We start from the raw sequence: 24003 nt of genomic DNA, 5'->3' as shown, positions 1-24003 counted from the left end.
ATAATCGTTTACACTAGACCATGTGCAAAAATGAGTTGCAGCGCCGGATTGTGCTGCACAATGGCAGAAAGGAAATGAATATAGCTATGTCCAATAAGCTTTTATCCAAACGTACATTATCCGCATCGTCACTGACCCGTTCACGCCGTCTTGGCATCGCGTTAATCCTCGGTTCCCTGTCGGCGTTTGCGCCATTATCGATCGATATGTACCTGCCTGCGCTACCAACACTTGCGGATCATTTGCATACGAATGCTTCACTCGCCCAGCTTAGTCTGACCGCTTGTTTGCTCGGGCTTGCTTTCGGGCAACTCGTTGTTGGGCCACTTAGCGATGTAAAAGGTCGTCGGATGCCACTGCTCATTTCGCTTGTTTTATATGCGATTTCTTCATTATTATGCGCGTTAACAGACAATATTTGGGTGCTGATTTTGCTTCGTTTCATTCAAGGGGTGACCGGAGCTGCCGGCATCGTCATTTCGCGTGCGATCGTGCGCGATCTGTATTCCGGTCATGAGCTAACCCGCTTCTTTTCCCTACTCATGCTAATCAACGGTGTCGCACCGATTGCTGCTCCTGTCATCGGTGGCTTGCTGCTAAAAGTCGTGCCGTGGCAAGGTGTGTTTGTCGTGCTGGCGGCGATTGGCGCGATTATGCTCGTCTCCGTTTGGTTCGGACTGCCGGAAACATTGCCGGCGGATCGCAAAGCGACCGGCGGACTAAGTACAACATTGCGTACATTCGCCCGGCTGATCGGTGATCGTAGCTTTATCGGGTTTGCGTTGTCACAGGCATTTGTAATGGCAGCGATGTTTGCGTATATCGCCGGGTCGCCATTTGTCATTCAAGATATTTTCGGCGTTTCAGCACAAGGTTTTAGTTTGTTTTTTGCGCTAAACGGATTTGGTATTATTTTATTCTCACAGCTGGCTGGCAGATTGTCCAGACGCTTTGGTGAATATCGGTTGCTGAAGCTAAGTCTCGGTATTGCCTTTTCCGCTTCGCTGGCGCTACTGATCATCGCGATGGCAGGTGGTGGACTGTTCGCGATCGCCAGCATGTTATTTTTGATCGTTGCTTGCGTCGGCTCGGGCGGTGCTATGTCGACCTCGCTGGCAATGCAAAATCAAGGTAATTCGGCAGGCAGCGCTTCGGCACTGCTTGGTCTGCTACCACTGACGCTTGGCGCGCTCGCTTCACCGCTCGTCGGGCTCGGTAGCGGTACGACCGCTATTCCGATGAGCATCGTTATTTTCGGCGCTGAATTGCTGGCGGTATTGCTGTTCCTGCTACTTGTACGTGGACGACAAGCTAAAGCTGTACAACATTGATGGAACAAATAAACACATTCTTCCCTGCGAAATGCGGAAGGATGTGTTTTTTGTGCAATACGTTTGCAGCGGCAACTGTACATTGCCCAAGCGCGCTTGGCTCGCTTTCATTTACATGCCTATTTGCTTGTTGATCGGCTGTGGCTATAAGCTATTTGCGTTTACTTTCATTATATGGTACGTTCTGCTACACAGCCTATAGTGCGTACTATTTTTATCCAATTTCGATGGAATTATGCTGTTTTGTGCTTAATTGCCGAATCGTATCTTTTAAAACTTCACTATGATTTAGCTCTATTTGCATGATAAAATAGAATCCTGCCTTTTTGTCATTTACGAACTTATATTCGTAATCTAAAGTCTAGCATTATGATGTGCCAGCGACAACTCGTATACTGTTTTCTATTATTTTCCAAAAAAATCAACAGTGACATAATGACCAGCGGATTGCTTGCGGACGGTAAACAAAAGGACATAACAGGCATGCACATGCTTTTCGCTCCTGCTCCGGTGGTATATATGAACATAACAACCTCGATCAGTAAAGGATGGATGAATGATGAGCACCAACATTTTGGAACGTCTGCGCATCGATACCGCAGATGCCCATCAACAGATTGAAAATAACAGCTATGCCCGTTCGATGATGGACAAAACGATGACATTGCCGCAATATACGAACTATTTGCAGCTTTTTTATGGCTTTTTGCAGCCGTTGGAACAGCGTGCCCTTCATTCCGGTTTGCCCCAGCAGCTTGGCTTGGATATGAATATGCGCGGCAAAACAGCGTTGTTGGAGCGTGATTTGCTTCATCTCGGACTGACCACGCAGCAACTGTCCGAGCTACCACTGTGCACCGAGCTGCCGGATATTTCGACAGCAGAGCGGCTAATCGGCTGCTTTTATGTGATCGAGGGTTCTACGCTTGGCGGTCAGATTATTACGAAGCAATTGATGAAATTCCTGCCCGTTGAGCCGGAAGCAGGCATTTCTTATTTTAACGGATACGGACAGCACACACGGGATCAATGGCTTAGCTTCCGTGAGCTTGTGCTCAAATGGGGCGATTCCGATCCAAGCCGGCAGGAGATTGTTTATTCCGCACGGGACACTTTCCGTTTGTTGCAGCAATGGATTAATGCATAATGTACGGTACAACACGAGAATGGAGGACAGTCCGCTATGTCTGATGCTAGCAACAACAACCAGCGCCTTAATCGTACACTGCTAACGGATGGAAATTTCATTACGAGCGAGCCGATCGATTTGACCAATTGTGATAAGGAGCCGATCCATATTCCCGGACGGATTCAGCCACATGGCGTATTGTTTGCCGTCACTCGTGACAGCGAGCACAAAATTGTGCAATGCAGCACAAATACCGATCAATTGCTCGGACGTCCCTCAACAGAACTGCTAGGGCAACCGCTAGGAACGATCATTGGCGAAGAACAATTGTTTACGTTAATGAGCGGTGATCTGTCAGCCGAAGCGACATCTGATCTTCAATATATTGAAATCCATGTAGACGTGAACGGTGAACGAGTCGAATTTTATGCGGTTTTGCATGAAAGCGAAGGCTTGATTATTATCGAACTGGAATGCCCGGCAGAAGACGAGTCGATGATCAGCAATGAATTTGAATGGATTCAGACTTTTTTTGGTCGTGTCAAACAGACGACAAATCGTGCTGAAGCGAGTCAAGCTGCCGCAGACCAAATTCGTGAGATGCTCGGTTATGATCGGGTTATGGTGTACGAATTTGACAGTCAATGGAACGGTAAAGTGATCGCTGAAGCAAAGCAAGCGGAATTGGAGCCATTTCTAGGACATCATTATCCAGCCTCCGACATTCCAAAGCAGGCGCGCGAGCTATATTTGCGCAACTGGCTGCGTCTGATTGTGGATGTAAATTATACGCCAGTAGACATTGTTCCAACAACACAGCCGCTGACTGGCAAACCGCTCAACTTAAGCTTGTCTGTGCTACGCAGTGTATCGCCACTGCATATCGAATATTTGCACAATATGGGCGTTGGTGCGACGATGACGATCTCGCTAATCCATAACAATCAACTATGGGGACTCATTACGTGTCACCATTATTCACCCAAATACATCTCGCATCGCAAACGTAATCTGTGTAATTTCCTCGGTGCGTTTTTCTCCAATGAGCTGTATCAACGCCAGCAGCTTGACGATTATGAATCCGAGCGCCAATTGCGCAAAACCGCTTTGCGCATCGCCAGCATTTTCACCGGCACGATGAATTCGATTCGTGTTGCCGAGCAGCTTCATGATGAGGAGCATAGCTTGCTAGCGCTCATGAGCGCATCCGGTGCTGCGGTTAGCTATCAAGACAAGCTGCTATTATACGGTGATACACCGGAACCGGGACAAGTGCGCGAGCTGGCAGGCTGGATGGGCAGCCGTTCGCGCGATTACATTTATTCCAGTTCCAGACTCAGTCTGGAATACGAACCAGCCAAAGCATACAAAGCGAAAGCATCAGGCGCATTGTATTTGGCGATTTCGCCTGGTTTGCAAAACTATATTATCTGGTTCCGACCGGAAGTGCTGCAAGTTGTAGAATGGGCAGGCGATCCCGCCAAAGCGGTAATTCAAGAAAATGACGGCGTCCGGTTGTCGCCGCGCAAATCGTTTGAAAAATGGCGGCAAGTTGTACAATCGACCTCGATGCCGTGGCAGCCCAAAGAGCTGAATATTTTGCCGGAACTGAAAGCGATCGTCCATCGGCAAACGGAAAATCAGCTGCGTGAACTGGAAGAACAGGCATTGCAAGATGCCCGTACATTGCGCCGGAACGAACAGCGGTACATTCAATTGATGGAAATGTCACCGGTTGCTTTTTTCACATTGACTCAGCGCAAAATCATTTATTGTAATCATGAGGCAGCGGTATTGCTCGGGATGGACATAAGTGATGAACTAATCGGGATGGATTTTCTGCAATTTGTACAGGATGATTTCAAAAACGATATGATTCATTATTTGAATCAATTGGAACAAAATCTAATCCATATGATCTCCAACAATGCCTGGTTCAAAAATACAGCTAACGACTCGCTCAAGCTTGAAATTACGCTCGCCGCAATTAGCTATGGCGGTAAACCTTCAGTGATGATTATTGCGCGTGAATCCACGCAGGATATAGGGTTATCGGAAGCATACAGTGTGATGAGCAATCAGTTGCAAAATTATATGGCGACCGATTCGCTGACCGATATGCCGAACCGAACGGCATTTGAGAAAAAGCTAATGGATAATTGGCATATGGCGATTCAGGAAGAACAGTTAATGTCGCTATTGTTAATCGATATCGACGATCTGCGTGAATACAATGCGATTCATGGCTTAAATGGCGGCGATCTGTGCGTACAATGGGTAGCGGACGTGCTTAGCGTAACCAGTGCTCGCTGCAACGCTGAAATCGCGCGCTTTAGTGGCGGTACATTTATGTTGCAAGTTCGCGGTATGAATAAAGATGGCGTTGTGCAACTGGCGGAAGATATTCGCAGCAGTGTAGTAGCGCTGCAAATCCCGACCGGCACTTCGTCCAGCAGCGATTTTATTACCGTCAGTGTAGGCGGCGTAATGCTGCAACCCGATCCGCTTGTACACCCGACCGATCTGATTTTGCGCGGTGAAGAAGCGTTAATGCAAGCCAAAGAACTAGGCAAAAATCAGGTAGCTTTTTTGTAAAGTTAGCGTAGTATACGCAGTAGGCTGACTGCGTTAAATATGCCGTTTCATGTTGCAAAGCAGCGATGTTCTCATGCTACCATGCCATTGTATTTTGCATAAGCTGTCGGCAATCAACTATTGAATGTAAGCTGGTCAAAGTACTGGCGTATGCTGCTTATTACGGTCTTGTTGTGCTTAAGTCAGCCTATTAGCATGATCATATTACGGTAATTAGCGGCAAGTTAGATGCTAGAGCGTGTACGCAAACTATTGCGTTGAAGCATACACGCTCTAGCTCATCCGAAGCAAAAGGTGCACCAAAGACAGCAAAACGCTGCTTCCGGTGCACCTTTTTTATTTATCTATTCACGGAAATACGTGCCTAACACCTGCAACTGTTTGGATTTGACGATACGAAATGGGTACAGGTAACCGTGTCGCAGTTTGCGCTTGCCTTTGCCCCAAATGTCCGTGCCGGATGTGAAGCGGTACGCCTGATCGATAAATTTGGAGCAATAATTGTGCTCGATATGATCCATATCGGTATGCAGACGATACGCCTGTACTTGCCGCACATGCTGCTCCGCCCATGCCGCTGCTTCCGTTCCAACTTCTGCACGCAGCGCACGAAATACGATAAAGCGATCGCCGCTGTAAAACCGTTTGACATACCATTCCACCGTATCAGCAAAGACCGGGCCAAATGGATGTACATGGTATACACGCCCATCCGTGCCGATTATGCCCATATGCCCGGCATAATAAGTCGATTCTGAGCTGGGCGTATATAGTATATCTCCAGGCAACAGTGGAATCTCCCGCATTCGTGACACCGGTATATCCTCGTGCTGACGTTGCGCCGCCGCCCGTCTGCGCGGTGCTTCAACTAATGCGCGGTGAACAATACCGCCAAGCGCCAAATACACTTCCGCCCATTTGATGCGCTGATCGTGATCACGATCCAACCATGCCCGCATAAATGAGCGAATACGATCTATCTTTTTCCTCATTTTGCACCTCAATCTTGTGATCTATCACAGCCTGTCTACCCTATCGTGAATGGCTCGTTGCGGACAGGCATTGCGGGTTGATACTCATTGTCTTCTGTATGATTACCCATCACTCACCTGTACTTTATCGTTTGGCTGGCGTATGATGTAAAGTAATTTTATTGCCGTTGATACATAGAAGCAACTGTCTATCGAAAGGAGTCGTTAACGATGCATATTATCGATCTTCATTGTGATGCGCTGTACAAAATTACCGAGTCACAAGGCAAACTTAGCTATACGGATGCACCGGAGTTGGATACGAACTATACCCGGTTACAGGCGGGTAAGGTGCGTATGCAAGGCTTTGCGATTTTTGTAGACCCGGAGCTGCCTGATCCGCTTCGTTTTCAAAATGCATTGGAACAAGTCCATTATTTCTATGACGAGGTGCTCGGCAAACATCCGCAGATGGTACATATTACCGACTGGTCGGACATCGCTGCCTTACAGCCCGGACAGATCGGGGCACTGCTAACACTCGAAGGTGTCGATCCGATCGGCAATGATCTGAAAAAGATGAACCTATTGTATCAGCTCGGTGTACGCTCGGTCGGGCTAACGTGGAATTTTGCCAATTTGGCGGCTGATGGCGCGTTGGAACAACGCGGTGCGGGGTTGACTGCGTTTGGACGGGAACTGGTCGCCATGTTCAACCGCAAGCGGATGCTGACCGATGTGAGCCATCTATGTGAACGTGCGTTCTGGGACGTACTGGAAGCCGCAAAGTATCCATTTGCCTCGCATTCCAACGCACGCGCGATCTTCGATCATCCGCGCAATCTGACCGATGAGCAAGCACAAGCGATGTTCCAGCGGGATGCGATGATTCACGTCGTGTACTGCCCTTATTTTATTAGCGAACAAGAACAGGTACACATCGCTGATCTGCTGCGGCATATCGATCATTTCTGTGCGCTGGGCGGTGTGCAACATATCGGACTTGGCTCGGATTTTGACGGCATCGCTTATCATGTGCATGAACTGGAACATGCCGGACAAGCGCAAAATGTGATTAATGAGCTGCTGAAGCATTATAGCGAGGATCAGGTGCGGGGATTTGCGCATCGTAATTTTTTGCAGCATTTGCCACGGTGAGCGGCAGAGACGGGTATAATTTTATGTTCAAAAAAAGATGGATAACAACTGAATACTAACAAATTCATTTGAATTCCATCTAAGATTACGCTAAAATAACTATGTATCGTTAGCTTGAATAATGATACCTTATGTGAATGTGATCTGCTTTTGAGCGGGTCGATTGTTGGCACTTCGCATACCGCGCCGGGCGGCATCTTACACAAACAAGATGGAAAATAATTAAAGTATCGCTGCATACTACAGCAATACGTTGGGAATATGAACGTGTTACTGGCTTGGTTGATCCCGCAGAGAGAAGGTCTCTGCCGTTGCCAACTTACACTGTGAAAAGACCTTGAGGATATCAAGGTCTTTTCTTTATATTAGGAGACTGAACGTTGCTGCCATTAACTGCTGAACGCTTACTGACCCTTGATCATATACCTGTACGCGGTGAGTTATCTTTACAAACGATAACTGAATTTTACATAACTTATCTAGCCAGACGACAATTCCACTTTGAAATTGCTAATAAACTTAAAGAGATTCGTCTTCGCTTTGAGCCGAATCATCTACCGCATCTGCTTGGTGTCCACCACTTTGAAGGCGTTTCAAGTGGGCATAAGGGATTATTAGATTTAAAAAACGGCGCTGTTACGTTTGAGAATCTGCTCGCTGTAAATAAAGGAGCTTTTGAAGATGATGAGCTACGTATGCTTTGTTTACCGTTTATTTATCAAATGATCCATACTCCTCACCTTCATTTAGCACGACCAAATGATATGACGCAAGCGAGTTTTTATTTTCGGAGTCCATTAAGCAATAAGTTGTGTGAGTTCCGTATTCGAAAAATGCATAAAGACGATCCCAGTTCCACTTTTTATATTCCGCTCTCTTTTCGTGTCGGAAAATCTAACCCTTTTACAAAAGTTACTGTTCGCAAAATGTCAGAGTTAGCTTATGATGACGGATATCACTTTCCTCCAGCTCATACCTATTCAAATACGCAAGCATCGAAACAGCGTAAAAAATAAAGCCCCCTTACAGGAGGCTCAAAACTAACAGGCATTCTATTATACATACACGGTTACAACGTGCTGGCTATATTATACTTTGCACTTCATGCCCCAAACTGCGCTGCATGCAAACGAGCATAGGCGCCGCCAGCTTCGATCAATTCATCATGTGCGCCTTGCTCGGCGATGCCTTCCGGCGTGACGACGATGATACGGTCGGCGTTTTTGATCGTAGCTAGGCGGTGCGCGATAATTAACGTCGTGCGCCCAACCGCCAGCTCATTCAATGATTGCTGGATCGCCGCTTCGGTTTCGGTATCAAGTGCTGAGGTCGCTTCATCCAAAATAAGAATCGGCGGGTTTTTTAGAAACATACGTGCGATCGATAGACGCTGTTTCTGTCCGCCGGACAATTTAACACCGCGTTCACCGATAACCGTATCCAGCCCTTCCGGGTACGATTGGATCAATGTTTCCAGTTGGGCACGGCGCGCTGCTTGCCAAATTTCGTCTTCGGTTGCATCCAGCTTGCCATACGCGATATTTTCGCGAATCGTGCCATCAAACAGGAACACATCCTGCTGTACAATTCCAATCTGCGTACGTAAAGACGATAATGTCATCCGGCGAATATCGAGTCCATCAATCGTAATTTCACCGCTCTGAATATCGTAAAAACGCGGCAGCAAACTGCACAATGTCGTTTTGCCCGCTCCCGATGGCCCGACCAGCGCTACCGTCTCACCTGCCGTAATCTCCAGATCGATTTCGTTCAAAATCGGCTCCTTACCTTCATAGCCAAACGATACGCGGCGATAGCGAATCTCCCCTTTGAGCGGCGGCGCAGGCACCGCATCAGGCAGATCGTGAATTTCGGTATCGGTATTCAACAATTCCTCATAACGGCGAAATCCGGCGATGCCTTTTGGATACGTATCAATGACGGAGTTCAGTTGCTTAATCGGTGCTAGAAACACATTGGACAACAACACAAACGCAACAAAATCGCCATAGCTCATCCCATGCTTGAGCACAAACCAAGTTCCACATACGAGCACAAATAACGATACAAACCGCATCAAAATATAACTGATCGATGAGTTCCACGCCATAATCCGGTAAGCGATTAGCTTTGTACGACGAAAATGTCCATTGTCTACGGCAAATTGCGCCATTTCATGATCTTCATTAGCAAAAGCCTGCACAACTCTCATCCCGCCGACATTGTTTTCGACACGCGCATTGAAATTGGCAATATCGCTAAACATTTTGCGGAATGTACGCGACATTTGGCTACCAAAAAAGATCGACAAATAGATCATAAACGGAATGACGATAAACGTCAGAATCGCCAGCTCCAAATTCAAATTTGCCATCAAAACAAACGCGCCGATCAGCGTCATAATCGCGATAAACAAATCTTCTGGCCCGTGATGAGCAATCTCCCCGATATCCATCAAATCGCTCGTCATGCGCGACACAAGATGACCGGTTTTGGCATTATCGAAAAAGCGAAACGGCAGCCGCTGAATATGATCAAACAGCTTTTTGCGCATATCGGTTTCGATATTAATGCCGAGCTTATGTCCCCAGTAAGTCACGATATATTGCAATACCGAGCTAATCAGGAAAATGCCAAACAAACCGGCACATGCCCACAAAATGATCGTCCAATCCCCTCCCGGCAGCAGATCATCAATCACTCGCTGCACCGCGATTGGAAACGCAAGCTCCAACAGCCCAGCGATCACCGCACAGCCAAAATCGATCATAAACAGCCGTTTATACGGTCTGTAATAAGCAAAAAAGCGACGTAGCATATGTATTTCCCCCTCGTCTGCCGCCACGCCAAACTAATGTTTATGCGGGCGGTTATCGTGCTGCTTGCCCCGGACAGTCGCTCCGGCTTAGGCGCACAGCAGCGCTGAATGAACAGTCATTTGCATCGGACTGTTCATTCAGCGCTGCTTCTGTACGGGAATAGTATAGCATCTTTATTTTGAAATGAGAACAATTATCATTTAAAAAATTCCAATTCATACGCTTACATAAAGGCGCGAATAAAATAAATGATCGGCACCGCCACCACATAAAACATCGTAAATGAAATGCGTTGTGTGCGCGGAAGCGTGAGCAACCCGATAACAATGCCGGCGGTCAATAAGACCATACCAGACCATACTGCTCCTCGCGTATGAAAAGCTACATACACCGCTACCGCTGCCAATACAAGCAGCCAGCTAATCCATTTGTACATTGTGTTGTTTACTAATGTCATGTCGATACACCTCGCTCTACATAATCGTTTGCTCGCCTGCTGGATAGATCGTTTGCTCTGGCGCAGCGATTAGCATTTGCGTTTGGCAGCTTGATCGCTGTTTTATGCCTTTATCCTATGCTGTCCTTTGTAAAATGAAGTTAGAGCAATGTTAAACTATACAGAGTCTACTATGTATATCAACCGATTTAGGCGGCTTCTATCAAAAAATAGACATATTTTTTGGGCATACAGATGTGGGAGGTCAGACACCACGTTGGGAAGGACTAAGGGTACGGATTCCGATGGAGCGACGGCAAAAAGGCAGTCCGCTTAAAAGCAGACTGCCTTAAAATACTTAAAATACTTAAAATCCAGTACATTTTATTCCCACGAATACTTAAAACACCGGCTGGATTGAGCATATAACGGTGCTGTTCATCGTACATTTTATTCCCATGAATACTTAAAGCCCCATTGTGCGCGTAATTGATCGAGAATGCGCATAATTGCCAATGATTCGTCGAGTGGCATTATATCGCTTTCCAGTTTACCTTCCAAAATAAGGCGTCCTGCTTCCTCCGCTTCAAAGGCGTAACCTTCGCATTCACGATCATCGGTAAATGTTTCGATTTTTTCTCCATCCACGAACAAAGATGCTTCGCGGCTAAATAGAAATTGGGGGATATGGATGTAGCCTGCGGTGCCATGAATATATGCTTCATTTGGCAGCAATAGACGAATCGAGCCGTTTAGCGTTGCAGTACGTCCACCAGAGTAACCGAGAATGATCGAAAATTGCTCGTCCACACCTGTTTCGCCCATATGTGCAGTGCTCAAAATCGTTTCCGGCTGTGCGCCGAAGACCATCGAAGCAAACGATACCGGATAAATGCCTGTATCGAGCAGCGCACCGCCGCCCAGTTCCGGGTTTAACAGGCGATGTTCCGGCTCCCAAGGCATACGGAAGCCAAATTCCGCTTTGGTCAGCAACACTTCACCGATCCGCCCATCACGAATCCATTCGCGCACTTTAAGCAATGGCGGCAAAAAGCGCGTCCACATGCCTTCCATTAGAAACAACTTCTTAGCGCGGGCAAGTGTGATCATTTGTTCCAGTTCATCCGCATTGATCGTAAATGGCTTTTCACACAGTACATGCTTGCCGGCATGCAGCGCCTTCAGCACATTGTCTTTATGTAACGGATGCGGTGTGCCCACATAGACGGCATCAAGCTCCGGGTCTGCCAGCATCTGTTCATAGTTGTCATAGGCGCGGCTCATATTGTATTTTTGTACAAAAGCTGCTGCGCTGTCCATACTGCGCGAGCTGGCTGCATAAGCGACACCATTGCTCGTAAACGGCAGATCAGCGATAAATTTGTTGGAGATGCCACCAGTGCCGACCACTCCCCAGTTTAACTTACGTTCATGCGGTTGAGACATATTGTATAACCTCCTGTCGAATTTCATGTTGTGCGAGCATTGAGCAGACAAGCGGTGCACGGATGCAAAACGTTTATGTACAGCACATCATTACAAACATATAGCCACCATTAGTATAAATGGCTACATCCGTTCGCCTGCCGTATACATATTATTTACCTTCACTTCTATTTCACCATAATGCCCACTTATCAAGCGTAAAGGTTGAGATCGACTGTGTATAGCACAATTGTGCTTGATTGTATTATATATTTGCGCTGGCACGATAAATAGGTGTCCTACTCGCCTGTTGGTAAGCGAATAGGGCACCTATTTAGTAAGAGTGATTAGGTAAAGATAGACTATAGTATATCGACTATGTTAAATGCTAATTTTGATAGTATACTGGAATCCTTACGATCCAGCGCTTGAACCAAATTCAAAATTAATCTCGGTCAATGTACTAGAGATTATTGGATAGTGTAGGGAAGACAAAATTTGCAAAACAAGCCCGTTTGCCGCTCGCTTCAAACAGGCTGTTAAATGCAACTAACTATTTTCCAATAAACCTATTTAACTGCGTTCATTGTGTTGAACGCTTTTACTGCTGTTACTGCTTGATTTGCGCGCGCTCTTTGCCTTTATCCGCTTCACCGGCGTTGCGGCTGGCAGCTTCGCGATCTTGCTGCATTTCTTCGATGCTTTTCACTTTAAGACGTGTATTGCCGGTATATTCGCGAGTTGGCAGCAATGTGTCGGATTGCAAACGCTGTTTGGCGGCTGCAATCGCTTCGGCATATTGCGGCAACCATGCTTCACCTGCTACGAGCATTTCGTCTACCATTTGCCAAATTTCCGGCGGATTGCATACCGCTCCGACGAGCGGGTCCATCATAAATGCTTGACGCAACAGTTGGTCATCACCATGTACGGCAGCTTCAACCGCAAGCCGCTGGACGGAGATGCTCACATTGCAGACGGCGGCAGGACCGAGCGGCAATGCGCCCACATGTGGCATCGAAATGCCGTTACGATCTACATAACCCGGTGCCTCGATAATCGCATCATCCGGCAAATTCGTAATTACACCGCGATTGACCATATTAAAATGACCGCGATACACACGTCCTGTCTCCAACCCTTCAATAATGTACGAACCATGCTCTTGGCTGCGTTCTTCCGCCACAAAACGCTTTGGTTCCTCCTTCATCCAGTTTGGAAAATCGGTTTCAAACCAGTTACGTCCTTCGGTACATACACGCAAATAACCGCCTGTTTCCCCGTTAATCCAGCTATTCATATCGATCCAGTCGACAATTTCTTGCGGACGTTTGCGATACCACGGCACATACTCGCTTAAATGACCATTCGATTCGGTGCTATAATAACCGAAGCGACGCAGCATATCGATCCGTACTTTCTCAGTGCGGCCATATTCAGGGTGCTTTTCAAACGCTTCCAGCAGCCCTTTGGTCAAATCACGACCTTTATGTGATGCTTGGATATACCATGTTTGGTGGTTAATACCAGCGCAAATAATATCCACGTCCTGTTTATCCAGACCGTACACGTCGGCAATTTGCTCATGACCGTGCTGTACACCGTGACATAATCCAACCGTACGCACACCGCCATACTGATTACACGCCCATGTCAGCATCGCCATCGGATTGGAATAGTTCAGCAACAGCACATCCGGCGCAGCGACTTCACGAATGTCACGGCATACGTTTAATATTTCGGCAATACCACGCTGACCGTACATAATGCCACCTGCCGACAGCGTATCCCCTACGCACTGATCGACACCGTATTTCAGCGGAATATCAACATCGGTCGCAAATGCTTCTAACCCACCTACACGAAATGTACAAATAACATAGCGCGCATCCTTCAACGCCTCACGTCGATCGGTCGTCGATTGAATCGTAATGTCCAGCCCATTTTCCGTAATATCGCGCTGACATAAACGGGTAACCATATCCAGATTATGCGGCGCAATATCGGTAAAGGCGACCTCAATTCCGGCAAACTCCGGCACAGCTAGCAGATCACGCAACAACCCACGTGTAAAACCGATACTTCCCGCTCCGACAAACGTTACTTTAAATGACATATTTAGCATCCTCCATCATTCATCGTCATATTACCGCTCGTATAATATGCTCATCTGCCTGCTATACATGACACCGTTGTTGTTTGCTGTTGGCAGGTTCGATCCTATTCCCCTGATCTGAACGGTTACTGTTTTTATGCTAGTCCAAACAACTGGCATAACAGTACAATTCCAAACCGATCAGGCAGCGGTTTGATTGATTTTATTGTAACTGCCCTCATGATTAAAGCGTTACCAATATCATCACCAGTTTGCCGGATAGCTGTCCAAAATCCTAACCTGAACAAAAAATAGTCGCTAAACATAGATCAAAAAAGCACGGATACAAGATCAGTGCTTGCAGTGTCATTGCAAACTATAACTGTTAATCATTAATAATGTCTTGTCCCTATTAATTTTAGGATCAGTCTACCTTATGATGCTTTATCATGAACATATTTAAACTTGCTTTTTCATTGTTACTTTCCATCCGTTCACGAGTCACTCCATTGGGTGTGTTCCATCGTTTTACGATAGTCGGCAGGTGTCTGTCCCGTATGCTTTTTAAACAATAGATGAAAATATTGCCGACTCGTTACGCCGACATAATCAGCGATTTCAGCGATCGGAATATCGGTGCTGCCGAGCAACATCATCGCTTTTTCCATCCGCAATGTGTTTAAATATTCGGTCGGAGTCGTGTCCATATGCTTGCGGAATACACGGTGCAAATAGCCTGGATGCACATTAACCGCTGCCGCAATCTGCTCCATCCGAATGCTGCGATCGTAATTTTGCCGCATAAACTCTATGCTTTGTCGCACATAACGTTCGCTTTGGGAAGATCGACTTTGCTCATGTTCGCGCCACAAGCGGGCAATGCGTACGAGCAGCTGGGCAAATAATAGTTCGCTTAGCATCGATGTGCCGCCCCGTTGATCCAGTTCCAGCACAAGCGATTTGAGCGTATAATAAACTTCTTCCGGATCGGACAGCACGCTATAACGCTGCGGCTGACCAATCATCGCTGCTAGATCGTCTTCCTGGCGGGCGAGCTGTTGCAAAATAGTCGTTGCAGGCGGTGATAATGTCGATATATCCGACTCATCCAGCCGCAGCCCAAACTCCAAATTAAGCATCCGGCACGGCTGCTCCCCTACGATTAGACGATGTGGCACTTCAGCATCAATCAATATAAACTGACCGCGTTGCAGCTCGATGACTTCCGCCTTTGTCATCCGTTGAGTCGCTTCATCTACTGCTGTCTTCGTCTGCATTTTGCCATGAGCAGCTTGACCTGCTACATGAACAGCTCTATCCACTGCTTCCTTCATCTGCGTCGTTTCAGAAACAGTTCCATCTATTGCTTCCTTCATCTGCGTTGTCTCAGAAACAGCCCGATCCACTGTTCCCTTCGCCTGCGTCGTCTCAGAAACAGCTCCATCGGTTGCTGGCGGCAATAGTTCGATACGGCAATTGCCGGCGATCATATACATAATTTCGGTGGAGCGATGTTGATGATAATCCATTTCGTATCGTTGCCACTGTTTATAATAATAGGCATAAAATTGCGGACGAGCGCTCGTATGGGCGAGCCTACTCGTATACAAACTTGCGCTGACCGAAAGTGGCGGCACTGTTTCCTCGGTTGATGGCTGTACAGGCTGGCAAGCGGCAGCATGAATATCCGCTTTATGACCAGTTGTGGACGTAATAGACGCATTTGTCGCTAGCTGTTGTGGCAGTGTCATATGCATATTCGGTAGTATCATGTGCAGGTTTGTATGAATATTAGTGAATTCCGAACGTTTGCTGTCCATGATTGTAGGCTCCTTTGTCTGAAATTTATTTGGGCTTCCGCTACCGATCATAAGGTGCCGGATGAATATTCGGAGTTCGAGTGAATAATTTTAATGGATTGATCATTTTCCGTATTTTGAGATTTTATACATGCTCTTTTGTCCATACTAATGCAGACAACGCTATAAATACAGTCACGGCGGCACGCTCCTATGCCCTTTTTACGGAAAGGAACTGATGTTATCGGATGATCACGAAATCCTGTATCTCACTGCTACTGTCCGCCACATTATTGCTGCCCCCACTCACCGCACCCTAAGCAAAGACGGCACCAACGAGCAGTTATCATAATACGATTAGCGCAAAAACCGAGCAGCTATGTTATGTATCAAAAAATAATGAAGATCGTCTCACATTTCATAAGCGGACAGGCAATACGCTTTATTTTACTTCTGAATCGCCAAGCGGTGCAGCTCCGCATGCAGTAACGTATCATTTGAGCAACTCTATACATTTTTAATCACAAAACGACCCGACGGTAATATGAACCGCCAGGTCGTTTTACGATATCGATTTAGGTATTTTAAATTGTCCTAATCTACCGTTCCATACGATATGGATACAGTTGCTTTATACTGTCTCGATCTACCGTCCCCATCAATGCGATGATTGCACCGACATGCGATGCAATCATCGGAACTCAGGCGGAATACGGCGTGCGACACCCGTCTTGATCGCCGCTTCAACTACGCCGCGGCGTACTTCTTGCACGACTTGTTCATTAAACACACCGGGGATGATGTACAGTTCGTTCAGCTCATCTTCCTTCACAACCGATGCGATCGCACGTGCGGCAGCGACTTTCATTTCCTCATTGATCGTGGACGCCCGGCAATCAAGTGCACCGCGGAAAATACCTGGGAAGCACAGCACATTGTTAATCTGGTTCGGATAATCGCTACGTCCGGTCGCCAATACACGCACATGTGGTTCCGCCACTTCCGGATCGATCTCTGGATCAGGATTCGCCATTGCAAAGACGATCCGATCATCCGCCATCGTATGCAAATGCTCAACCGTCAGCAGACCCGGACGGGAGACGCCCACGAACACATCCGCATCACGGATCACATCGCTCAAACTGCCACGCTCTTGCTGTGGGTTGCTGTTCGCCGCAATCCAGTTCCACATGTCATGCGCATATTGCTCATCACGTACGAGAGCGCCTTCTTTATCAACAGCGATCAGATTTTGCGCACCTGCCGATAACAGCATCCGTACGCATGCCGCTCCGGCAGCACCAATGCCAAGCACGACGATTTTGGCTGTTTCCAGTGGCTTGCCTACGATGCGCAGCGCATTTAACAGACCGGCAAGCACAACAACCGCCGTCCCATGCTGATCGTCATGGAATACCGGAATATCCAGTTCCTCACTTAGTCTGCGCTCGATTTCAAAACAGCGTGGCGAGCTAATATCTTCCAAATTGATACCGCCAAATGCAGGTGCCATCCATTTGACCGCCTGAATAATTTCTTCCGTATCTTTTGTATTGAGACAAATTGGGAACGCATCCACTTCGCCAAACTGTTTGAACAGCATCGCTTTACCTTCCATGACCGGCATCGCCGCTTCAGGGCCGATATCGCCCAGTCCGAGCACAGCGGTGCCATCGGAGACGACTGCCACCATATTCCGCTTTACGGTCAATGAAAATGCTTTTTGCCGATCTTCATGAATCGCCATACACACTTTGGCTACGCCAGGTGTATACACATGCGACAAATCTTCGCGGTTTTTGACCGGTGATTTGGGCTGTACTTCAATCTTGCCGCCCAGATGCGCCAGAAAGGTGCGATCCGATACGTTGACGACTTTGACTCCCGGCAATGCGCCGACTGTTTGCAGCATGCTTTCGCGTACATTTTCCGGCAAATTGATCGTCAGGTCGCGTGTTGTGCTCTCCGAGCTGGCATGGATCACGTCGATCGCTACTACATCGCCGCCAGCTTCCCCAATCGCGCCGGCTACCTCACCAAAGCTCACCTGTTTTTTGTCCATCTGTAAACGCATGATCATGCTTGTACCAAGAGCCATCGTTATACCTCCTGCAAAATACGTTTTTGATCAATACATAACCTGCAACGCCCATCATGTGTACAACTATGTAAGCGGCAGGTCGTCTTTAACTGCCTCTTTTGAAATAACGCTTACATTGGAATTCGGACTTCATTATAACATAGTTTACGAGCAAATAAACACAGTCGAACAGTCGGAAATGGAAGCTCCGTATTATAGTGCCAACATCGAAACGATGCGTATAATAACGTATTTTTGCAAATTGATTGTGTGATTCATATATAAATGATTGCCATTGCGCCTGTCGTATACATGGACGAGCTATTTCGTGCGCTCGATCCGACTTGCCTTTGCAACGTTGTACTGAGCAGTACAACAGACATACTTATTTTACGCCAAACAAGCGACTACTCTGCTTCCGGTTGTACCCATGCGCCAACGTATTGCACAAAACGCCGGGTCGCCGGAGACGCTTTGGACAACGAATGGACGGCAAGCCCGAGCGAGCGAAAAGCAGGCTGTTCCAGTTCCAGCATACCGGCATTATGATCACGCCCTTGCAGCACCAGTTCTGGCAAAATGCTAATGCCTAACCCATTTTCGACCATCGCGATAATCGCATAATCATCGCCCAGCACAAAATGCACATCCGGCGTAATGCCGGTATGTTCCAGCACACGCCGCACATCATAATCCGAGCCTTCACGTGGCATAATAAACGCTTCCTCTGCCAACCGTTCCAACGGAAAATGCGCAGCATGCCGCAGCGGATGATCCGGCGGCACGATGACAAGCATTCGATCTTGACGCAGCGGCAAAATGTCAAAGTTGCCCCTTGCCGGCAATGTCATAAAACCGCAATCGATCTCGCCAGCAGCAAGTCGATCTTCAATCTGCTCATAATCGCCTTCAACGAGCCGAAAGCTAATACCCGGATAATCGCTTTGAAAATGTTTGATCATACCTGGCAGCCAATGTACCGACACGCTCGTAAACGTACCGATTCGAATCACCCCGGACGTCAGCCCGTGGATCGATGAAACGACCTGCTTTAGCTGCTCATTCCAATTGACCGTTTCGCGTAGCGGCGCCAACACACGCTCGCCATTCGTCGTCAAACGCACCCCGGAACGATCGCGCAGCAAAAGCGGAAAGCCAAATTCGCGCTCTAAGCTATGAATAATATGACTAACCCCGGATTGGGTAAAACCGAGCACTTCCGCTGCTCGTGTTAGACTGCCCAACTCGACGACTTTAAGCAGCACTTCGTATTTATGAATATTCAAACTTGGTACACTCCTTTTATCGGTAAACGCTGGATTGGCGGATGTTTTGGTGTGCCCTCTTTTGGATCATATTGTTTATGCGATCCTCTCCACCTAGATTCATTTCAATTTCGCTGCCGGTTTAAATGTTGAACAATAGCAAGACGAGCGCATAGCCAAACATAAAATTCAACTAAGTCTATACTATAGTTTGATGCATTACATTTCTTCATGTATTCCATTACAAACATTCAATATGCTTGTATCTGTAATATACTATACTGATCTAATGATCCCGTTACCAGTATGTATCCGGAGCAGAGCGGCAGCGGTGGATCGGATGCGACAGCAAAGGATGGATTACACATGAAACAATCACGAGCCGACCTGCTAATTTTCACGGTCACGCTCTGCTGGGGCTCCTCGTACTTATTTATGAAAATGGGCATGGACTCGCTTAGCCCCTATAATCTGATCGCACTGCGTTTTGGATTGGCATTTATATTGACAGCTCTAATCTTCTTTCGCCAGTTACGGCAGCTGGACTGGCGCACGACCGGTTACGGCGCGCTGCTTGGACTGTGCCTGTTTGGTGTGTTTGCGTTTATTATGTTCGGGCTACAGACGACCTCTACGTCCAATGCGGGCTTTTTGGTTAGTTTGACCGTTATTTTTGTGCCGATCTTGTATTGGATACTATTTCGGCGTGCACTGGCAGGCAAACAGATGATCGGCGTATTATGCGCGGTACTTGGGATCGGACTGCTGACGTTAAACGGACAGCTTGCCATTCATCCAGGTGATGCGCTCTGCATATTGGCGGCGCTCTGTTATGCCGGTTATATTTTGCTTACCGGCGCAGCGGCACGTTTGACACGAAGTACACTGAATTTGGGCATTATGCAGCTTGGCTTTGCCGGGCTATACGGCTTCATCTTTTCGCTGAGCTTCGAAACGCCTGCACTGCCACATACGAATGCTGGCTGGATCGCTGTGCTGGCATTAAGCGTAGTGTGCAGCGCATTTGGTTTTGTCGTGCAACCGATCGCGCAGAAATATACAACCCCGACCCGCACCGGGCTGATCTTTTCATTGGAACCGGTATTTGCTGCGCTGTTTGCATACTGGTTTCAACATGAAGTGATGTCGCTTAAAGGTTATGTTGGAGCGGCATTGGTGCTGATCGGTGTGGTCATATCGGAGTGGAAACTTGGTGCAGGCAATAAGCGCAAACGCCGTCAGCGCGAAGTGATTGTGCCCGTACGGGATAGTTGAACGCGGAGTTGAACGCGGAGTTGAACGCGGAGTTGAACGCGGAGTTGAACGCGGAGTTGAACGCGGAGTTGAACGCGGAGTTGAACGCGGAGTTGAACGCGGAGTTGAACGCGGAGTTGAACGCGGAGTTGAACGCGGAGTTGAACGCGGAGTTGAACGCGGAGTTGAACAAGCCGCTATCGCCTGTCCTTACGGAACAGGGATAGCGGCTTTTATTTATGCGTGCGGAGCGGCGTTTGGAATGCTTTAGATCGAACGTAACCAATGTGTAGACATACACGAGCGACATTTGCAGGAAAATCGTTCGCTGTTTGCTTAGTCATGATCCTCCTTTTGCAAATCAGCGATCGTATACAATGTCGGAAATCGGTTCATATGATCATGCGATTGCACAGCTAACCGATCCACTTCCAACACGACATCAAGTGACAGCGTACGATTCATTTCGTCCATCGTCTTATACAACCGGGCAATCTGCTCCTGTCCTAATGGTTGCAGCTTAAAATAAACGAGCGACACATGCGGACGATACGAACTCTGCTCCGGTGACAGTTTGGCAATTCGATTATAAATATCTAGCAACAGTTGATAATCTTCCTCCGCTTCCGGCACATAGCGAATGCTGATCACATCGTTGTTACTTGTGCTGACACCAAGCGCACGCATCGCAATTTTGCGCCCTGCCGAGCGTTCGGCAATGACGGTAAATGTATCATGTATCTGCTGTTCGTTTGCCTGCATCCACTGCTGTACCGCGTCTGCGCCACCAGCGGTATTGCGCTCATTAGCAAGCGCATGAATCGTCATATGAAACGTTTCTGGCAACAGCGGCACCAAATAATCGCCAAGCCGTTCCAACAGCAGCGCTTGCGCCTGCTCACAGCTTGCCCGATCTTGCACAGATAACGGAATGACCGTCGTATAACCAAAAAAATCGTTTAATGTCCCATCCTCATTCACCTTAGCAGACAAATGCGGCGGCACATTCCACTGCTGTAGCGGTTCGTCCATTTCACGTTGCCATGCTGCGGTCAATTGCTGCACAAAAGCTTCAAATTTCTGCGTTGCTTCTGTATGATGCATCGTATTCATTCCACCTTCCTGCAAAACTGCAATACTCCACCTTTTATCTTACCGCTGCCATTTCATCGTTATACAAACTAGATGCAATACTTATGTAAAAGAAGTACACCATGTATGTGTCGCAAATGCAATACGGCAAGCCAGCTTAGCGAAGCATTTTACGATGCCAATGCCGTAGCCTGTTGTTATATAACAGGCAAAACGATCCTAAACAGTATTATCGATACATGACGATCAATACATTACAATCAAATACATTACAATCGATACATGCCTATTCCATCGCTCTGCCAAAAAAATAGCCAGCTCACCGAATATATGGCAACCTGGCTGTTCCATTGTTATTTTAAAAGGCAGGCACAGCGATATCGGCATAATTGTCCTGCAAAAACTGCTTCACTTCCGGCCCAGCCAAATGCTGCTTTAACTTCTGGATCGGTTCAGCGTCTTTATTATCCGCGCGGGCGACAAGCGTGATCGCAAATGTTGAGTCTGCTTTTTCGGTCACCAGTGCATCTTTTACCGGCGTCAAATTCAGCGGTTTGGCATAGGCTGGTGTCATCGCAACGAGATCGGCTTCATCATACATCCGGGCAAGCATAAGCAGATCGACTTCTTTGAACTGGTAATGTTTCGGGTTAGATGTAATATCCGCTTGGGTTGCGTTCATGCCAACGCCGTCTTTTAGTTTGATCATGCCTGCTTGCGCCAGCATTTGCAAGGAACGACCGATGTTGGATGGATCGTTGGCAATCGCGATAACTGCGCCATCTGGCAGATCATTTATGTTTTTGTACGTTTTGGAATAGGCGCCATAGATCGCATTGTATACAGGCTGGATCGCAACCAAATTAGCGCCTTTGCTAGCATTGTACTGGTTCATATATGGCACATGCTGGAAAAAATTCGCATCTACTTCTTGGTGTGCCAATGCATCGTTAGGTTGCACATTGTCTGACAGTACGACAACTTCGAGGTTGATGCCATCTTTTTTGAGCAATGGTTTGACGATATCAAGCATATCGGTCATCGGTGGGATTAGACTTGCCACCTTGAGTGTCGTTTCGTTCGTTGTCGCTGCTGAATCGTTGGAGCTTGTAGTGGCGCTTGAATCAGAACCGGTTTTGCTTCCACATGCTGCTAGCAGCAATGTCAGCGCGATCAATACGATATATAATCCATTTTTATTTTTCATAGTGTTCCTCCATTAATTAAGTTCAGTTGTATTCAGAGCCATACTTATAAAAGCAAAACTGCAACAGATCGCCGTTCATCATATTGCCCGTCTACACGTTCACACGAACAATCATATTGCTCGTATGGCATGAAACTATTAGCTTGTGTTGAGTACATTTACAGTCTGTCCATCTTATCATCGCTTGATCAGGCATAGTAGCTTGTATCATATACATTTACAGTTTGTCGATCTAACCATTGCTTGATGATGAATCGGTTAAGGTACGTTCAAACAAAATTTCCATTTGAGACAGTCTAATAGGTTGAAGGACGTTAAAACTTGATTTCCATTTGAGACAGCCTACTATAGCTCTAATGTTCAATCTGTATTCAAGCCTCTGTTTCCAAAATAACGATGCCAACTACAGTATCGTTAGTGTCAACGTTTATCCAATAACCGTGCCAGCCAGCTGCCGGTAAATTGCACAGCTTGCACGAGTATAATCATCAGCACAATCATATAGATCATCACATCAGTCTCGAAACGCTGATACCCGTAACGGATCGCAAAATCGCCAATTCCACCGCCACCGACGATGCCAACGACAGTGGAATACGAAATAAAGCTAATCGCTGATGTAGTCAAGCCAAGCACCAAGCCCGAACGCGCCTCTACAAACAAAAATTTACATACGATTTGCAGCGGTGACGCCCCCATCGCGCGTGCCGATTCTACAATGCCGCGTGGTATATCAAGCAATGCCTGCTCCACCAGACGCGAATAATAAGCGATCGCGATGATCGACAGCGGCACAGACGCCGCTTCCGTCCCGATCGATGTGCCCACCACCAACCTCGTAAACGGAATTAAAAACACGACCAGCAGCAAAAATGGAAACGAACGCACTACATTTACTAACGTATTGAGCACACTAGCGAATAGCGGTTGCTCGTACAGCTGCCCTTTTTTGGTCAAATATAGCAGTGTGCCGAGCGGCAGACCGATTAGCACTGCCGCAGCGAGTGAAATGCCGACCATCGTAAACGTTTCGCCAATCGCCCGCCATATTTCATGTTGATAACGCTCCATCATCTCACCAAATGTTCGCGATCCGCTCATTTCCGCTCACCGTCCTGCTGCTGTTTGCTGTTTAGCTGCTGTTTGTATGCTGGTGCTGGTGCTGGTGCTGGTGCTGGTGCTGGTGCTGGTGCTGGTGCTGGTGCTGGTGCTGGTGCTGGTGCTGGTGCTGGTGCTGGTGCTGGTGCTGGTGCTGGTGCTGGTGCTGGTGCTGGTGCTGTGTTAAAGTGTAGTGCTTGTTGATGCTGAATGGCATGACTTTTTTGATGATGATAACTTTTTTGACTG

The 24003-nt window shown here is 47.3% G+C and carries 17 protein-coding genes; 6 read left to right on the top strand and 11 right to left on the bottom strand.

The window, feature by feature from the left end:
• The first annotated feature begins 86 nt into the window (after nt 1–86).
• The 3 genes from U1I11_RS14110 (at nt 87) to U1I11_RS14100 (ending at nt 5055) form a co-directional block, all read left to right on the top strand.
• Nucleotides 87–1331, top strand: coding sequence for a multidrug effflux MFS transporter (locus U1I11_RS14110; RefSeq protein ID WP_322906768.1), 1245 nt, complete (start codon nt 87–89; stop codon nt 1329–1331).
• Nucleotides 1332–1887: 556 nt separating this feature from the next.
• Nucleotides 1888–2478: a biliverdin-producing heme oxygenase gene (locus tag U1I11_RS14105; protein ID WP_322906767.1), complete on the top strand. Its 591-nt coding sequence runs from the start codon at nt 1888–1890 to the stop codon at nt 2476–2478.
• 36 nt (nt 2479–2514) lie between these two features.
• Nucleotides 2515–5055 carry a diguanylate cyclase domain-containing protein gene (locus U1I11_RS14100; RefSeq protein ID WP_322906766.1) on the top strand — a complete coding sequence of 847 codons (2541 nt, stop codon included), beginning with the start codon at nt 2515–2517 and terminating at the stop codon, nt 5053–5055.
• A gap of 344 nt (nt 5056–5399) precedes the next feature.
• Here U1I11_RS14100 and U1I11_RS14095 read toward each other — a convergent pair whose 3' ends face one another.
• Complete coding sequence (locus U1I11_RS14095) at nt 5400–6047, bottom strand: hypothetical protein (RefSeq protein ID WP_322906765.1); 648 nt, start codon at nt 6045–6047, stop codon at nt 5400–5402.
• A gap of 210 nt (nt 6048–6257) precedes the next feature.
• Between U1I11_RS14095 and U1I11_RS14090 the strand changes: the two genes are divergently transcribed.
• Together U1I11_RS14090 and U1I11_RS14085 are read left to right on the top strand one after the other, a co-directional pair.
• On the top strand, nt 6258–7184 hold the full coding sequence (locus U1I11_RS14090) for a dipeptidase (RefSeq protein WP_322906764.1): 927 nt from the start codon (nt 6258–6260) through the stop codon (nt 7182–7184).
• Between the two features lie 380 nt (nt 7185–7564).
• Nucleotides 7565–8200 carry a PBECR4 domain-containing protein gene (locus U1I11_RS14085; RefSeq protein WP_322906763.1) on the top strand — a complete coding sequence of 212 codons (636 nt, stop codon included), beginning with the start codon at nt 7565–7567 and terminating at the stop codon, nt 8198–8200.
• An 86-nt stretch (nt 8201–8286) separates the two neighbouring features.
• On the opposite strand, the gene U1I11_RS14080 is transcribed toward U1I11_RS14085, so the two are convergent.
• The 7 genes from U1I11_RS14080 to U1I11_RS14050 all read right to left on the bottom strand — a co-directional run bounded on the left by U1I11_RS14080 (nt 8287) and on the right by U1I11_RS14050 (nt 19124).
• A complete protein-coding gene (locus U1I11_RS14080) occupies nt 8287–10002 on the bottom strand; it encodes an ABC transporter ATP-binding protein (protein WP_322906762.1) in 1716 nt (571 codons plus the stop codon).
• 224 nt (nt 10003–10226) lie between these two features.
• Nucleotides 10227–10460 (bottom strand): hypothetical protein, encoded by a 234-nt coding sequence (locus U1I11_RS14075; protein WP_322906761.1) that lies wholly within the window; start codon nt 10458–10460, stop codon nt 10227–10229.
• A gap of 429 nt (nt 10461–10889) precedes the next feature.
• A complete protein-coding gene (locus U1I11_RS14070) occupies nt 10890–11885 on the bottom strand; it encodes a Gfo/Idh/MocA family protein (RefSeq protein WP_322906760.1) in 996 nt (331 codons plus the stop codon).
• Between the two features lie 589 nt (nt 11886–12474).
• Nucleotides 12475–13980, bottom strand: a complete 1506-nt coding sequence (gene melA, locus U1I11_RS14065; RefSeq protein WP_322906759.1) for an alpha-glucosidase/alpha-galactosidase — start codon at nt 13978–13980, stop codon at nt 12475–12477.
• A 473-nt stretch (nt 13981–14453) separates the two neighbouring features.
• Nucleotides 14454–15779 carry a helix-turn-helix transcriptional regulator gene (locus U1I11_RS14060; RefSeq protein WP_322906758.1) on the bottom strand — a complete coding sequence of 442 codons (1326 nt, stop codon included), beginning with the start codon at nt 15777–15779 and terminating at the stop codon, nt 14454–14456.
• A 670-nt stretch (nt 15780–16449) separates the two neighbouring features.
• On the bottom strand, nt 16450–17856 hold the full coding sequence (locus U1I11_RS14055; RefSeq protein WP_322906757.1) for an NAD-dependent malic enzyme: 1407 nt from the start codon (nt 17854–17856) through the stop codon (nt 16450–16452).
• Between the two features lie 389 nt (nt 17857–18245).
• Nucleotides 18246–19124: a LysR family transcriptional regulator gene (locus U1I11_RS14050; RefSeq protein WP_322906756.1), complete on the bottom strand. Its 879-nt coding sequence runs from the start codon at nt 19122–19124 to the stop codon at nt 18246–18248.
• A 345-nt stretch (nt 19125–19469) separates the two neighbouring features.
• On the opposite strand from U1I11_RS14050, the gene U1I11_RS14045 reads away from it, so the two are divergent.
• On the top strand, nt 19470–20378 hold the full coding sequence (locus U1I11_RS14045) for a DMT family transporter (RefSeq protein WP_322906755.1): 909 nt from the start codon (nt 19470–19472) through the stop codon (nt 20376–20378).
• A 315-nt stretch (nt 20379–20693) separates the two neighbouring features.
• Here the strand turns inward: U1I11_RS14045 and U1I11_RS14040 are convergent, their stop codons facing one another.
• The 3 genes from U1I11_RS14040 to U1I11_RS14030 form a co-directional block, all read right to left on the bottom strand.
• A complete protein-coding gene (locus U1I11_RS14040) occupies nt 20694–21470 on the bottom strand; it encodes a hypothetical protein (protein ID WP_322906754.1) in 777 nt (258 codons plus the stop codon).
• 337 nt (nt 21471–21807) lie between these two features.
• The gene (locus tag U1I11_RS14035; protein WP_322906753.1) at nt 21808–22656 is read right to left on the bottom strand and encodes a MetQ/NlpA family ABC transporter substrate-binding protein; all 849 of its coding nucleotides are present in this window, start codon (nt 22654–22656) and stop codon (nt 21808–21810) included.
• A 420-nt stretch (nt 22657–23076) separates the two neighbouring features.
• Complete coding sequence (locus U1I11_RS14030; protein WP_322906752.1) at nt 23077–23757, bottom strand: methionine ABC transporter permease; 681 nt, start codon at nt 23755–23757, stop codon at nt 23077–23079.
• Between the last annotated feature and the right edge of the window lie 246 nt (nt 23758–24003).

Source organism: Paenibacillus campi (genome assembly GCF_034659835.1).
In the GTDB taxonomy this organism is placed as follows: domain Bacteria; phylum Bacillota; class Bacilli; order Paenibacillales; family Paenibacillaceae; genus Saccharibacillus; species Saccharibacillus campi.
The sequence above is the reverse complement of the archived record's forward strand: the minus strand, read 5'-3'. Positions and strand labels throughout refer to the sequence as shown.